Annotated in this window: 13 protein-coding genes; 7 read left to right on the top strand and 6 right to left on the bottom strand. The window is 72.6% G+C overall.

What is annotated here, in order from left to right:
* The first annotated feature begins 46 nt into the window (after nucleotides 1-46).
* Genes C4U44_RS01715 through C4U44_RS01705 form a run of 3 tightly spaced genes read left to right on the top strand, consistent with a single transcriptional unit; the run spans nucleotide 47 to nucleotide 3,913 of the window.
* Complete coding sequence (locus C4U44_RS01715; RefSeq protein ID WP_103883747.1) at nucleotides 47-2,269, top strand: LamG-like jellyroll fold domain-containing protein; 2,223 nt, start codon at nucleotides 47-49, stop codon at nucleotides 2,267-2,269.
* Nucleotides 2,266-3,066 (top strand): hypothetical protein, encoded by an 801-nt coding sequence (locus C4U44_RS01710; RefSeq protein WP_103883746.1) that lies wholly within the window; start codon nucleotides 2,266-2,268, stop codon nucleotides 3,064-3,066. Before C4U44_RS01715 ends, C4U44_RS01710 begins: the two co-directional genes overlap by 4 nt.
* A 10-nt stretch (nucleotides 3,067-3,076) precedes the next feature.
* Complete coding sequence (locus C4U44_RS01705; protein WP_103883745.1) at nucleotides 3,077-3,913, top strand: glycosyltransferase family 2 protein; 837 nt, start codon at nucleotides 3,077-3,079, stop codon at nucleotides 3,911-3,913.
* Between the two features lie 71 nt (nucleotides 3,914-3,984).
* On the opposite strand, the gene C4U44_RS41835 is transcribed toward C4U44_RS01705, so the two are convergent.
* Entirely contained in the window at nucleotides 3,985-6,039 is a 2,055-nt protein-coding gene (locus tag C4U44_RS41835) for a carbohydrate binding domain-containing protein (RefSeq protein WP_200823104.1), read from the bottom strand.
* Nucleotides 6,040-6,366: 327 nt separating this feature from the next.
* On the opposite strand from C4U44_RS41835, the gene C4U44_RS01695 reads away from it, so the two are divergent.
* Nucleotides 6,367-7,326: an NADP-dependent oxidoreductase gene (locus tag C4U44_RS01695; protein WP_103883744.1), complete on the top strand. Its 960-nt coding sequence runs from the start codon at nucleotides 6,367-6,369 to the stop codon at nucleotides 7,324-7,326.
* A 49-nt stretch (nucleotides 7,327-7,375) separates the two neighbouring features.
* Here the strand turns inward: C4U44_RS01695 and C4U44_RS01690 are convergent, their stop codons facing one another.
* Nucleotides 7,376-8,383: an Lrp/AsnC family transcriptional regulator gene (locus tag C4U44_RS01690; RefSeq protein ID WP_235031732.1), complete on the bottom strand. Its 1,008-nt coding sequence runs from the start codon at nucleotides 8,381-8,383 to the stop codon at nucleotides 7,376-7,378.
* A gap of 161 nt (nucleotides 8,384-8,544) precedes the next feature.
* Between C4U44_RS01690 and C4U44_RS01685 the strand changes: the two genes are divergently transcribed.
* The gene (locus C4U44_RS01685) at nucleotides 8,545-9,426 is read left to right on the top strand and encodes an NmrA family NAD(P)-binding protein (protein ID WP_103883742.1); all 882 of its coding nucleotides are present in this window, start codon (nucleotides 8,545-8,547) and stop codon (nucleotides 9,424-9,426) included.
* A 41-nt stretch (nucleotides 9,427-9,467) separates the two neighbouring features.
* Here the strand turns inward: C4U44_RS01685 and C4U44_RS01680 are convergent, their stop codons facing one another.
* The 4 genes from C4U44_RS01680 to C4U44_RS01665 all read right to left on the bottom strand — a co-directional run bounded on the left by C4U44_RS01680 (nucleotide 9,468) and on the right by C4U44_RS01665 (nucleotide 12,179).
* Complete coding sequence (locus C4U44_RS01680; protein WP_103883741.1) at nucleotides 9,468-10,475, bottom strand: hypothetical protein; 1,008 nt, start codon at nucleotides 10,473-10,475, stop codon at nucleotides 9,468-9,470.
* 128 nt (nucleotides 10,476-10,603) lie between these two features.
* Complete coding sequence (locus C4U44_RS01675; RefSeq protein ID WP_146088182.1) at nucleotides 10,604-11,056, bottom strand: hypothetical protein; 453 nt, start codon at nucleotides 11,054-11,056, stop codon at nucleotides 10,604-10,606.
* 114 nt (nucleotides 11,057-11,170) lie between these two features.
* Complete coding sequence (locus tag C4U44_RS01670; RefSeq protein ID WP_103883739.1) at nucleotides 11,171-11,392, bottom strand: DUF397 domain-containing protein; 222 nt, start codon at nucleotides 11,390-11,392, stop codon at nucleotides 11,171-11,173.
* Entirely contained in the window at nucleotides 11,379-12,179 is an 801-nt protein-coding gene (locus tag C4U44_RS01665; RefSeq protein ID WP_103883738.1) for a helix-turn-helix domain-containing protein, read from the bottom strand. Before C4U44_RS01665 ends, C4U44_RS01670 begins: the two co-directional genes overlap by 14 nt.
* A gap of 181 nt (nucleotides 12,180-12,360) precedes the next feature.
* Between C4U44_RS01665 and C4U44_RS01660 the strand changes: the two genes are divergently transcribed.
* Complete coding sequence (locus C4U44_RS01660; RefSeq protein ID WP_160144965.1) at nucleotides 12,361-13,326, top strand: helix-turn-helix domain-containing protein; 966 nt, start codon at nucleotides 12,361-12,363, stop codon at nucleotides 13,324-13,326.
* Entirely contained in the window at nucleotides 13,319-14,137 is an 819-nt protein-coding gene (locus tag C4U44_RS01655) for a class I SAM-dependent methyltransferase (RefSeq protein ID WP_103883736.1), read from the top strand. The genes C4U44_RS01660 and C4U44_RS01655 overlap by 8 nt, the downstream gene beginning before the upstream one ends.
* Nucleotides 14,138-14,157 lie beyond the last annotated feature (20 nt).

The raw sequence follows: 14,157 nt of genomic DNA, 5'->3' as shown, positions 1-14,157 counted from the left end.
CGCCGGGCGGCCCGACCGGCACTACTCCGCAGGGGGAGAGCAACACATGCGCACATGGCCGGTGTTGACGGCTGCCTTGGCTTTGGCAGCCGCAGCGTTGGGGGCGGTGGGGTCGCCGTCGGCGACCGCGCTGCAAGCACCTGTCGGCATCACCGCCGACAACCTGTCCACCTATCAGACCAACGGCGTGGTCTGGGCGATGGCCCAGGCCGGCGGCGACGTGTTCGCCGGCGGCACCTTCTCCGCGATCCGCCCGCCCGGGGCGGCCGCGGGCACCAGTGAGACGGCCGTCGCGAACTTCGCGTCGTTCGACGCGGCCACCGGCCAACCGGCCGGCTGCCAGCTGAACTTCACGGTCGGCTCCAACGACGCGACGGTCCGCGCGCTCGCGGTCTCGCCCGACGGCAGGACCCTCTACGCGGGCGGCTTCTTCGGCACGGTCGGCGGCACCGGAGTGAGCAGCCTGGCGGCGATCGACCTGGCCACCTGCACCGTGAGCACCACGTTCCGCCCGGCGGTCAGCGGCACGGTGCGCACCATCGTGGCCACCGACGACGCGGTGTACTTCGGCGGCGACGTCACCTCGGTCGGCGGCACCACCCGGCACCGCTACGCGGCGGTCAGCGCCTCCGACGGCTCGCTGCTGCCGTGGGCGCCGAACGTCGACAACCCGGGCCGGGCGCTCGCGCTCACCCCGGACGGCCAGGACGCCATCCTGGGCGGCGACTTCAACACCGTCGACGGCGTCAACTCGCACTCGCTGGCCGTGGTCGACGCCTCCACCGGCGCGCTGGTGAAGGCGTACCCGACCGGCTTCATCGACGCGACGTCGGTCACCAAGGACATCTACGTCGACCCGGCCAGCAACAGCTTCTACACCGCCAACGAGGGCACCGGCGGCGGCGTGTTCGACGGCCGCATCCGCTTCAGACTCACCGACTTCAACCAGGTCTGGCGCGACACCTGCCTGGGCGCCACCCAGGCCGTGGCGGTCTACCAGACGGTGCTGTACAGCGGCAGCCACGCCCACGACTGCTCCAGCATGGGCGAGTACCCCGACGAGACGCGCAAGCACCTGCTCGCCGAGTCCGTCGACGACCCGCACCTGCTGTCCTTCTTCCCCGACACCAACGACGGGATCGGCGAGAAGATCGGCCCGCGCGTCATGGCGTTCACGTCGGTCGGCAGCACCGAGTACCTGTGGGTCGGCGGGGAGTTCACCACCGTCAACGGCGGGGCGCAGCAGGGCCTGACCCGCTTCGCCAGCGGCCCGGACACCGGGGCGCCCACCCTGCCGCAGACCTCGGTGACCAGCATCGATCCCGGCTCGGTGCAGGTGAGTTGGCAGTCCAGTACCGACAACGACGACGGCACGCTGACCTACCGGGTCTACCGCAACGGCTCCACCACCCCGATCTACACCACCACGGGCGCGTCCCTGCCCTGGGTGCGGCCGCAGATCACCTTCACCGACACCAGCGTCACGCCGGGCGTGAAGTACACCTACCGGGTCTCTGCGAGCGACGGCACCAACACCAGTGCCCTGTCGCCGAACGCGTCCGCGACGGTGCCGACCGCGCCCGAGGCGTACCCGACGCAGGTGCTCGCCGACGGCGCGAGCCTGTACTGGCGGTACGACGCCGCGTCCGGCTCGTACAACGCGGACTCCTCGGCGTCGAACGACAGCGGGATCAGCGTCGGCGGACCCGTGCACGGCGTGACGCCGGGTGCGGTGCCGGGGTCCAAGGCGTACACCTTCAACGGCAGTTCGCAGTGGACCTACAGCGACCGGCTGCACCCGCAGCCGACGCAGTACAGCGTCGAGGCGTGGTTCAGGACCACCAGCACCTCGGGCGGCAAGATCATCGGCTTCGGCAGCAACACCACCGAGGCCAGCGCCAATTACGACAAGCACGTCTACATGACCAACAGCGGCCAGCTGATCTTCGGCGTGTACACCGGCGCCACCCAGACGATCACCGCCCCGGGCTCGTACAACGACGGCGCCTGGCACCAGGTGGTCGCCACCCAGGGCAGCGACGGATCGAAGCTGTACGTTGACGGGGTGCTGAAGGCGTCGAACGCGTTCATGACCAACAACCAAGCGTACTCCGGGTACTGGCGGGTGGGGGGCGACAACCTCAGCGGGTGGCCGTCCCAGCCCAGCAGCGCCTACTTCGGCGGCTCGATCGACGAGGCCGCCGTCTACCCGGGCGTGCTCACCGCAGCGCAGGTCGCCAACCACTACGCGCTGGGGACCGCCGGATGATCCATCCTCTGAGCCTCGTCCGGGAGCCCTCCCGGCGCCGCTCGGCCGTCGCCGCCGCCGTCCTCGTGACGGCGGCGGCGGTGCTGCTCGGCGGCTGCGGCAGCGGTGGCGGTGGCGGGCAGCACCGGCCGAGCGCTTCGGCCGCCGCCCCGAGCACTTCCGGTGCCGCCGGCGCCGGTCCCACCGGCTCGGCCGGCAGCGGCCCGTCGAAGGCGGCCGGCTCCGCGGCCGACGCGCCCAAGGTGCCCGACGCCCAGCTCACCCCGCCCGGCGGCGGCACCTTCACGAAGAAGGAGAAGAAGTACCTGTCCGGCCGGGTGCCGAAGGGCGACGACCCGGTCGCGGTGCTGGAAGGCGGCCAGGAGGTGTGCGAGCGGCTCACCCGCACCTCGGCGATCGACCCGAACGCCTCCGCCAGCGCCATCGTCACCGGCGACATCAGCACGTCCGGCGCCACCGCGGCCGTCCGCGCGCTCTGCCCCGACCAGGAGTACGTCCTGGCCGCGGCAGCCCGCGGCTTCGCCGACGGCAGCTTCACGGTCGCCGCGCGGCCCGTCGCCGGGAAGTCGGTCGCCCCGGGCCGCTACCACGCGCCGAACCCCTCGCCCGGCTGCACCTGGCGGGTGGCCGGCGCGGGCGGGAAGACCCTGGCCTCGGGCAAGGCGGGCGCGGCGGCCAAGGCCACGTTGACGGTTCCGTCCGGCGCCCGCACGGTCACCTCCAGCGGCTGCTACGCGTGGCTGCCGCCGATCGCCGCACCGCCGAAGAAGTCCGCCGGCTCGACGCCGACCCCCTGAGGAGGTCCCCGTGAACAAGCTCCCCCTGGTCGTGGCCATCCCGACCAAGAACGAGGCGGAGAACATCGCCCGTACGGTCTCCTCCGTCATCGACCACGTGGAGGCCGTGGTCGTGGTGGACTCGCACAGCACCGACGACACCTGCAAGATCGCCGCCGAACTCGGCGCGGAGGTGGTCGAGTACACCTGGGACGGCAGGTACCCCAAGAAGAAGCAGTGGTGCCTGGACCGGGTCCGCACCGAGATACCGTGGCTGCTCTTCCTGGACGGCGACGAGACGCCCAGCCCCGAGCTGCTCGCCGAGCTGCGGGGCGTGTTCGCGGCCGGGCCGCCCTCGGTCGCGGCGTTCGACATCCCGCTCGGCTACTGGTTCGCCGGGCGGCGGCTGCGGCACGGCTACACCATCGTCAAGCGCGCCCTGCTCGACCGCACCCGCTGCCACTTCCCGGAACTCGGCGACCTGGACGCCCCGGGCATGGGCGAGCAGGAGGGCCACTACCAGCCGGTCGCCCCGTCCGCGGCGCGGCTGCGCTCGCCCATCGAGCACGAGGACCTCGACCCGGTCCGGACCTGGTTCGACCGCCACAACCGCTACTCCGACTGGGAGGCGTGGCTGGAACTGAACCCCGCGGTCAAGGAGGACATCCGCAAGGTCAAGTCCCGGCAGGGCCAGCTCTTCCACCAGGCCCCCTTCAAGCCGCTCGTCTCCTTCGCCTACGCGTACGTCTACCGTCGCGGCTTCCTCGACGGCCGCGCCGGTCTGGACTACGCGCTGGCAATGAGCTTCTACCGCTGGCAGATCGGCCTGAAGACCCGGGAGAACCAGCGGGAGGGCGGGCTGCGTTGACGCGCGTCGCCCCGGCCGGCCCTGAGGCGGCCGGGGCGACGGGAGCGCGCGGTCCGCCCTCCGGGGGCGGCTCAGGGCAGGGAGACCGGGGCGGCGAGGTAGGACTGGGTGCGGGTCACCCAGTAGCCGAAGTCGCCGGGGCCGGTCTGGTCGGTGCCGACCATCTCCGGGACACCGTAGGTGCCGGTGCCGGTGCCCGCGCCGAACAGGATCGCGACGACCCCGGCCGCGGCGGCCTCCTGAATGTGCGAACCCCAGGTGACCGTGCTGCCGTTGACCGAGACCTTCGGGTCGGCGCCCGGATTGCTGCCGTAGAAGGCCAGGTTGTTGCCGCTGCTGGTGAAGGTGTCGCCGAAGAAGAAGGTGGACGCGGAGTCCTCGTCCTGCTCGGCCGTCACGTCGTCGAGGTCGGGGAACGTACCGGAGGAGTTCCAGTACGTCGGGCTGGGCGTATGTGTGGAGTTGAGGTGGCCGACAGGGATCTGCCAGAGCACCGCGGGCAGTTGCAGGGACTGGCGGACGGTCTGCACGTAGAGCAGGTAGTTGCTCCAGTGCGCCGCGTTCAGGTAGCGGATGTCGGCCGCCGGGTTGGGGTCGCGCAGCACGCCGAAGTCCTGGCCCCACTGGTCGAAGGCGATGAAGTCGGCGTGGTAGCCGATGTCGGCGGTCTTCACGAAGTCGGCGACCTGCGTGGCGACGCTCGCGACCGACTGCCGCCCGGCCGTCCACCCTTGCGTGTCGGTGTCCTTCAACGCGTCCCGCACGCCCCAGGTGTTGACCTGCCAGCCGACGAAGGCCGACGGGTCGTACTTCTTGATGGTGTAGTTGATCGCCTCGGTCAGGCCCTTCAGGTTGTTCCCGAAGGCGGGGTCGCTGCCACTGGCCAGCACTCCGGCGGAGTAGGCGGCGCTCGTCGCGGCGGGCATGTTCGCCGCGTCGTCGCCGTAGCTCGCCGCGTAGTTCTGCTGGAGGTAGCCGAGCATGTCGGGTTCGATCACCCAGCCGACGGGGGCGCCCGGTGCGGCCGCGGCGGCGGCCGAGGCCGCGTTCTTCAGGGCGGTGAAGTAGGTCGTGAGCCAGCCGGAGTTCTGCATGTTGGTGAAGTCGACGCCGGTGCCGTCGACGTTGCCGTTCATGCCGTAGTCGACGAGCACCGGTGTCATGCCGTGCTGCCGGGCGTGGGTGACCATGGTGGTGGTCGTGGCCGCCCAGTTCGAGAAGTCGCCGCCGATCAGGTACTCGTACCCGTAGTCGGGGACCTTGCCGTGCGAGGCGAGCGTGGTGAAGAAGGTGTCGACGGTGCTGCCCGGCGTGTACACGGAGCCGATCGACAGGTAGGAGGGGTGCCAGGCCGCGGTGCCGCCGCTGCCTCCGCCTGAGGGCTGGGTGGTCGCGCTGACGGCGGCCGAACGCGCCGACTCCCCCGCGCTGTTGGTGGCGCTCACCGAGAACGCGTACGACGTGGCGGCCGCGAGCCCGCTGACCGTGGTGGATGTCCCGCTCGCCGAGGCGACCTGGGTGCCGCCCTGGTAGACGCGGTAGCCGGTGGCCCCGGCCGAGGCGTTCCAGCTCAGGGACGCGGTGCTGCTGGTCGTCCCGGTCACCGCGAGCCCGGTCGGCGTGGCGGGAGCGGTGGCGCCGCTGCCGGCCGGGCCGGTCAGCGAGACGTCGTCGGCGTCGTACGTCCCCTCGCCGTACCAGCCGTGCAGGTAGAGCGTGACCGAGGTGGTGGAGGCGCCGGTGGTGAAGGAGGTGGACAGCTGCTGCCAACTCGTGGCGGACGGCGTCCAGGTCGAGCTGTAACCGGTCGCGCCCAGGTACACGTACGCGCCTTCGACGTAAGCCGTCAGCGTGTAGGCCGAGTCGGGCTGCACCGGGACGGTCTGCGTGCACTGCGCGGTGTCCGACGCGGTGGCGGCCGCGGCCAGGGCGTGGGTGCCGGTGTGGACGGGCGAGGTGACCGCGCTCGCGGTCGGGCCGCAGCTCCAGCCGGCCGTGCCGCCCGACTCGAACCCCGGGTTGGCGACCAGGTTCGAGGTGTCGGCCCGCGCGGTGGCCGACAGCGCCACCGAGCCGAACAGTAAGAGGGCGAATGTGACGAATACGGTCCAGAGTCTGCGGGCCATGCGCTTCCCTCGTCTCGTGCGTGACAGCGAACGGGATGGGTGCGGCACGTTCTCCACGAGAATGGTCTGGACGTTTGCGGGGCGTCAATCCCCGGGGAGGCCCGCCGCCGCCCCTCGGACCGTCCGGTCCGGTGCGGGATTCGGCCGCACGCAGGCCCCTGGATGACGGAATCCCGCGTGCGGGACGCCTTTTCGGCGCCGATACGACGCCCGGGCGGCTCCCTCGCGGTCCCGCGCTCCCGGCTGCCGAAGACTGGAGGGGCGGACCGCGGCACCAGGGCGGGTCCGCGGCGCCGCGCAGGGCGGCGCGAGGGAGAAGGAGCACCGATGACCACCGCATCCACACCGCTCGGCCGGGCCCGGGCCGTCCGCTTCGACCGCTACGGCGGGCGCGAGGTCCTGGACGTGCGCGACGTCCCGATGCCGCGTCCCGGCGAGGGCGAGGTACTCGTCGAGGTCCGCGCCGCCGCCATCAACCCGGGCGAGACGACGATCCGTTCGGGCGCGCTGCACGACCTGCTGCCCGCCACCTTCCCCTCCGGCCAAGGCAGCGACCTCGCCGGGATCGTGCGCGAAACCGGCCCCGGCATACGGGAGTTCGGGCCGGGCGACGCGGTCCTCGGCTTCTCCTGGACCCGCTCCAGCCACGCGACGCACACCGTCGTCCCGGCCGCCCAGTTGCTGGCCAAGCCCGAAGCTCTGCCGTGGGAGGTCGCGGGCGCGCTGTCGGTCGCAGGCCCCTCCGCCTACGCCGCGATCCAGGCCGTGGACCCGCACCCGGGCGAGGCCGTCGCCGTCTCGGGCGCGACCGGCGGGGTCGGCACGCTGGTGGTGCAGTTGCTCGCCCGCCGCGGGGTGACGGTGCTCGGCATCGCCTCCGCCGCGAGCGCCGGGTGGCTGAGCGCGCACGGCGCGATCCCGGTCGCCTACGGCGACGGCGTGGGCGACCGGCTGCGCGCGGCGGCGCCGCGGGGGATCGACGCCTTCATCGACCTCTTCGGACCGGAGTACGTCCGCCTCGCCGTCGGCCTCGGGGTGAAGCCCGACCGCGTCGACACCATCGTCCCCTCGTCCGCCGCGGTGGAGTGCGGCGTGCGGCAGGAGGGCGCCGCGGTGGCCGACACCCCGGCGGTGCTGCGGGACCTGTCGGCCCTGCTCGCCTCGGGCGCCGTCGAGCTGCCGATCGCCGCGACCTACCCGCTCGATCGGGTCGCCGACGCGTTCGAGGAGTTGGAGCGCCGGCACACGCGCGGCAAGATCGTGCTGCTCCCCCAGGACCGCGGCTGACGCCTCCGGTCCGCCCGTCCGGGCGGCGGCGCGAGCCGCGCGGGGCACCCTATTGGCGGCGGCGCGGGCTCGGCGGCGGGGTGGCGAGGTGGTCGCCGGACACGCGCGTGCCGGCCTGCTTGACCTGGCGGAAGACCGGGCTGACCTCCATGCCCTCCACGCCCGGGAGGACGCCCACCCGGTCGGAGGTGAAGTCGAACAGCTCGTCGAGGTCGCGGCAGTGCACCGTCGCGTGGACGTTGTCCCGGCCGGTCAGTGCCCCGGAGAACCCCACCTCCGGCATCCGGGCCAGCGCCGTCCCGACCGCCTTGACCTCCGAAGGCCGCACCCGCAGCCACAGGTTGGCCTGGACCCGGTAGCCCAGCGCCGCCGGGGCGACCTCGACGTGGAGGTACACCAGCCCGCTCGCGAGCAGCGCCTGGAGCCGGCGTCCGGCCCGCCCGGCGGTCAGGTCGGCGGCGGCTCCGAGGGCGACCAGGCCGGCCCGCCCGTCGGTGGCAAGCGCGGCGAGCAGCTTCTCGTCCTGCGGGTCGAGCCGGACCGGCTCCCGCGTGGTCATCGGCCCCTCGGTGAAGGGGTTCTCGCTCGAACCGAGCGCCGACTCCTCCGCCGCGGTCAGCACCCCGCTCAGCGCGGCCCAGTAACTCCCCCGCCCGCCCAGGAACTTGCGCAGCACGAGGGATGCCTGGAGGTCGATCACCGAAGCGGCGCGCGGCAGTTTGCGGCCGAGCAGGTCGTCGCGCTGCTCCTGCGACCGCGAGCGGACCGCGCAGGTGACCTCGGAACCGGCGGCGCCCAGCACCACCCAGCTGACGTCCTCGCGATCCGCGAGTGCCTCCGCGAGGGCGGTGCCGCCGCCGGGGCGGCAGCGCAGCCGCACCATCCAGTGGCTCTGCCCGAGCGCTCCCGGGTCCACCACCCCGGTCACGCGCACGACGCCCTGCCGCACCATGCGCCGGTAGCGGCGCCCGACGGTCGCCTCGGACAGCCCGAGCACGGCCGCCATCGCCGCGAACCCGCCGCGGGGGTCGATCTGCAGCGCGCGAAGGATCCGCACGTCGTCCGGCTCCAACGTGACGGAATCCGTTGCTTTCGCCCGCTCCACGGCCCCGACCCTACACACAGCGGCCGCCTGCACCGCCGCTCGGATCTTGCCCGGGCCAGAAGTAAACGGTACGGTAGAGTTTACTTGCAGACCGAGGAGCAGGAGGATCGGCCATGATCGTCGTCACCGCACCGACCGGACACATCGGCAGCCAGGTGGTGGAGGAACTGCTGCGGCAGGGCGAGGAGGTCCGCGTCGTCGTACGCGACCCGGACCGGCTCCCGGCGCATGTGCGCGAGCGGGTGGAGGTCGTCACCGGCTCGCACCGCGACCGCGCCGTGGTCGACGCCGCCTTCGAGGGCGCCGAGTCCGTGTTCTGGCTGGTGCCGTCGGACCCGCGGGCCGAAAGCGTCTACGACGCGTACGTGACGTTCAGCATCCCCGCCGCCGACGCGCTCGTGCGGCACGGCGTGCGCCGGGTCGTCACCGTCTCGGCGCTCGGCCGCGGCCGGCAGCTGTACGCGGGCCACGTCTCGGGGTCGCTCGCGATGGAGGACCTCATCCGCAGCACGGGCGTGGACTTCCGCGCGCTGGCCATGCCGTCGTTCATGGACAACACGCTCTGGCAGGTGGACGCGCTCCGGAAGGACGGCGTCCTCAGCGGCAACCTCCCGGCGGACCGCCGGCTGCCGCTCACCGCCACCCGCGACATCGCCGCGGTCGCCTCCCGGCTGCTGCTCGACCGCACCTGGACCGGGCAGGACACCCTCGACGTCCTCGGCCCGGAGGACCTGTCGGCGAACGACATGGCCGCGATCCTCACCGACGTGCTCGGCACCCCGGTCCGCTACGAGCGGGGCGACCGCGAGGAGCACAGGAAGCACCTCATCGGCTACGGCATGTCGGAGGCGATGGCGGCGAGCATGATCGCGATGGACGTCGCCAAGGAGCGCGGCCTGGACGACGGCGCCGCGCGCGCCTCGGAGCAGACCGCGCCGACCACCTTCCGGCAGTGGGCGGAGGATGTCCTCAAGCCCGCGTTCGACGCCAAGTAGCCGCGGGGAAGCGGGCGCGGGAGTTCACGCGCCGACGCGGGTCAGCGTGCTCGGTCGTAGACGGCCCGCAACCACGGTTCCCTGACGGCGGGCATCCGCGCGAGCGTGTAGCGGAACGCCTCCCTGGACGGCTGGAACGGGTACCCGGGGTGCGGCGGCAGCGGGTCGTCCCGCTCGACGCCTGACGGTAGCCCGCCGACCACCGGCAGCCTGGTCCGGTGGGGCGGGAAGGCCAACTCGGCCCAGAGCGCGGCATCCACCGGTACCGGTACCGCCCCGGCACGTGGCTGCCACATCTCTCCGGTCTGCGGATGGATCGGTACCAGCAGCAGATCAGCGGCCGGCTCGCCGAACTCCGGTCCCGCCAGGTGCAGCCGCTTCGCGCCCTCCCCGGCGGGCAGCAGCGCGCCGAGTGCCCGGCCGAGGAGTTCGGCGACCGGTCCGGGTGCGATCTCGACCGGCGCGCCCCCGGCGGTCACCACTAGCTGCGCGAGGGCCACGCCCGCCGGGATGTCCCGGTACTCGCTCAGCCGGTGCCAGAGCGCGCCGGTGGCCAGCAGTTCCGCCCAATCCATGATCGGGCGCTCCGGCGGGCCGGGCAGCCGCACCACTGCCCGCGGAAGGAGCCGGACGACCTGCCAGCACCCGCAGTCGTCCATCCGCGTGCCGACCGGCAGATCGCAGCCCAGGCAGGCGAGGTTGGGCCCGTCCCTCCCGTCGATCCCCCTGCAGTAGCCCGCGGCCCGCTCCAGGATCAGCCTGGTGCCGCGCATGTCGCCGGGCGCGAGGACGATCGTGTCGGACGGCCCGCCGGACAGCGCGCCGAACGGTGCGAAGCGGCCTCGCTCAGCAGCCTCGTGCGCCCCGACCTCGTCCCACTGCCGCCACGGCGGCCCGTACGGCGCGGGGTCGACGGCGTAACACCCCGCCTCCAGCAGTGGTGGGTGCAGAGTCTCCCAGTGCGCGTCGGCCAGATGGACCGGCAACGCCACCTCCGACACCGCCGCGGTCAGGACCGCACCGCAGCCCGCACACCCGAAGACCGCCAAACCGTCCCCTCCCGCCGTCGAGCCCCTGCATCCCACCAAGCAGGCGGACCGGTGAGCAAGGGGTTTTCAGGAGCGGCCCCGACCGGGCGGTTCGGCTGGGGAACGGCGGCTCCAGGGCGCCCAGATCCTCAGCTGTACTCCGGGCGTTGGAGCTCGGCGCGCACCATCCCGACGACCTGCTCCGTGACCAGCAGGTCATGGGAGTCACGGGAGTTCAGGCAGCACATCCGGTGGAAGGCGAGCCGGAACTCGTCCTGCTCGGACGGCTGAAGCCGGGCGATCACCGCCTTCATCGCCTCGGCGGTCCGCCGCGCCCCGACCTCCGCCTCCCACGGCGGGACGGAGGCCGCCTCGCTGTCCTCCCGTTCCGCCGTCAGGATGACCGGTTCGCACTCCCGCCAGTGGTGCGGGCTCGCGGCCAGCCCTTCCGGCCAGGGGTCGGGGGTGTACCCCCGCATGCTGTCGGCCCGGGGTTCCGGACCGCGCTTCGACCCCCACATGTGGTCGGGCTCGGGTCCCGCCCCGCCACCGGTCAACCGGCGGGCGCGTGCCCCGAGCCGTCCCAGAAATCCCTCACCCACGGTCCCCAGTCCCCTCAGGCGCCGGACCGAGTGTGCCCGGCATCGTCTCCTGTCCGTATCACCTCAACGACGGTGATACGCCATCGGACACGGCGGGAACGGGCCCGGTTTCGGTCAGTCCAGGCGCCCGCTCTTGATGTCCGCGATGAAGGCGGTCCAGGAGGCGGCGGGGAAGAGGAGCGCGGGACCGTGCGGGTCCTTGGAGTCCCGTACCGGGATGTCCCGGTGGCCGTCTGCGACCTCGACGCAACTGCCGTTGTCGTGCCCGCTGTAGCTGGACTTGCGCCAGCCCGTCAATGAAGAGGCGGTGGAGATCGCGACGTCAGTGGTATGCATGTTCGTAATCATTCGCCGTCGCCCTCAAGAGGGCAAGTGACTCTCGCATGGGCAGCGCGTCACCCAGGGCAGCGTCGTACGCGGCCTGCATCCGCTGGACCATCGCCGGGCTGTCATGCAATTTGCCGGTGTACAGCGCTTCGACGTAGGCCGCGGGTGGTTGGTCCTCGAACCACATCAGGGACAGCATGCTGTGGAGGAGCGGATGCATGCCGACGGCGAACGGCAGGATATGCAGCCGAATGCGCTCGGTCTCCACCAAGGCCGCCACATGGGCGAGTTGTACGGCCATGACTTCGGGGCCCCCGATCGGACGGCGCAGAACTCCCTCGTCCAGCAACACCCAGATGATCGGCGTGGTCTCGTTCGCGAGCAGACCGGCCCGCTCCATTCGCGTGACGACCCTCAGGTCACGGTCCGTTCGACTCAGAGGCGGATAGGCCGAGCGAAGTACCGCATGCGTGTACGCCTCCGTCTGGAGGATTCCCGGAACGTAGGACAACGCGAACTCGCGGATGACTGTGGCCTGTTGTTCCAGTTGCCGTGCCGTCTCGAAGTGGTCCGCGACGGGCGCCCCTTTTCCGGTGGGCAGGAAACTCGTCAGCACGTCACCGGTGTTCAGGGCGGCGTCGAGGCGTCGGGCGTCCTCCTCGGAGGGCCAGCGGCGGCCGGCCTCGATGTGGGCGATGTGGGTCCGCGTCATGGTCGCCGCCCGCGCCAGCTCCTCCTGAGTCATCCCGGCTTTCTTGCGCTGCTCGCGCAGCCACTGACCGTAAGCCATGGCCATGACTCAACTCCCTTTCGTGCCGCGTCATTTGTCACTCGCCGCGACTTGTTGCCCGTCCTTCGCGCGCCCCACGCTTGGGCACGGAAAGCAAAGTAGCCGTCACGCAGCGACAGGAACACCCGCGCGGACCGGCCGCACGCTTGTCTCTGAAGCCGGACAACTTCTCGAAGGAGTTCCACCGATGGCCAATCCCGGCCGATTCACCGCGAGGAAACTGGACCCGTCGCTGTCCGCCCGGGCCCTGTACGGGGCGGAGTTGCGGTATTACCGCGAGCGCGGCGGGCTGACGCTGGGCGAGCTGGCGGAGAAGCTGCACATCGAGTTGTCGTTCCTGGCCCGCATCGAGCAGGGCGAGCGGCGCTTCGACCCGGAACTGGCCGCCGCGCTGGACGAGTTGCTGGACACCGGCGGGTTCTTCACCCGGAACATCAGCGCGGGCCGCTCCGCGCCCAACCCCGACCGGCTGACCCCGCTCGCCGACTGGGAACGGCTCGCGGCCACCATCAAGGAGTGGGACGCCGCGCTCGTCCCGGGCCTGCTCCAGACCGACGCGTACGCGGCGGCCGTAGCGGACACGTACGCGCCGCTGCTCTCCGACCGTCCCACCCGCTACCGGTGGGAGGCGCGGCTGTCCCGTACGCCGGTGCTGCACGACCCGCACGGCCCCCGCTACCTCGTCGTGCTGGGCGAGACGGCGCTCCGCCGCGTGCTCGGCAGCCCGGCCACGATGGCCGAGCAACTGCACGGCATCGCCACGCTCGTACGGCGCCAGCGCATCACCGTGCGCGTCCTCCCCCTCGGCGCGACCCCGCACCCGACCGGCACCGACGGCGCCCTGCGCCTGATGACGTACGCGGACGAGACCCCCACGCTCCACTTCACCACCCATGACACCGGGACCCACTACACCGATCCCGGCGCCGTCAACCTCGCCCACCTCACCCACGACCTGCTCTGCGCGGCAGCCCTTCCCCCGGACGCGTCGCTGGCCCTCGTCGAGGCGGCGGCCCTCGGCTTCCGGGCCCAGGCACCGGAGGCGGAGGCGGAGGCGGGCCGCGAGCACGCCCGCCCGCTGCCGGGCGGCGCGTACGACCCGGCGGGCGATCCGCCGCCCGGCCGTGATCGGCGATACTCGCCGCATGACTGACCAGGGCGCGGACAAGGGGTACCTGCTCGACAACCAGCAGTCGGAGGCGGGCATCCGGTTCGCCGCGCTGGCCGAGCTGTTCGATCCCGTGACCTTCCGGCACGTCGACCGGCTCGGCATCACCGCGGGCATGCGGTGCTGGGAGATCGGCGCCGGGGGCGCGAGCGTGCCGCTGGGACTGGCGGCGCGCGTCGGCCCGGGCGGTTCCGTCGTGGCCACCGACATCGACACCTCGTGGACCGAGTCCGCCCGGGACGCCGACGCGGACGGGGTGGTCGAGGTGCTGCGGCACGACGTCGCCGCCGACCCGCCGCCGCCCGGCGGGTTCGACCTGGTCCACGCTCGCCTGGTGCTGGTCCACGTCACCGACCGCGCGGAGGCGCTGCGCCGGATGGTCCAGGCGTTGCGCCCCGGGGGTGTGCTGCTGGTCGAGGACGCCGACCCCGGGCTCCAACCGCTGCTGTGCCCGGACGAGTCGGGGCCCGAGCAGCGGCTCGCCAACCGGCTGCGCACCGGCTTCCGCGAGCTGATGGCCGCGCGCGGCGCCGACCTCGCCTACGGGCGCACCCTCCCGCGCCGCCTGCGCGAGGCCGGCCTCGACGATGTCCGCGCCGACGCGTACTTCCCGATCACGTCGCCCGCCTGCACGACCCTCGAAGCCGCCACCGTGCGCCAGATCCGCACCCGCCTGGTGTCGGCCGGGCTCGCCACCGACCAGGAGATCGACCGGCACCTCGCCAACGTCTCCACCGGCCGCCTCGACCTCGCGACCTCCCCCATGATCTCCGCCTGGGGCCGCCGCCCCCGGTAGGCCCTGTCCGGCGGATCATG

The sequence above is a fragment of the Actinacidiphila yanglinensis genome (assembly GCF_900107965.1).
Classification (GTDB): domain Bacteria; phylum Actinomycetota; class Actinomycetes; order Streptomycetales; family Streptomycetaceae; genus Actinacidiphila; species Actinacidiphila yanglinensis.
Note: the sequence above shows the minus strand (reverse complement) of the source record. Positions and strands in the feature narration are given on the sequence as shown.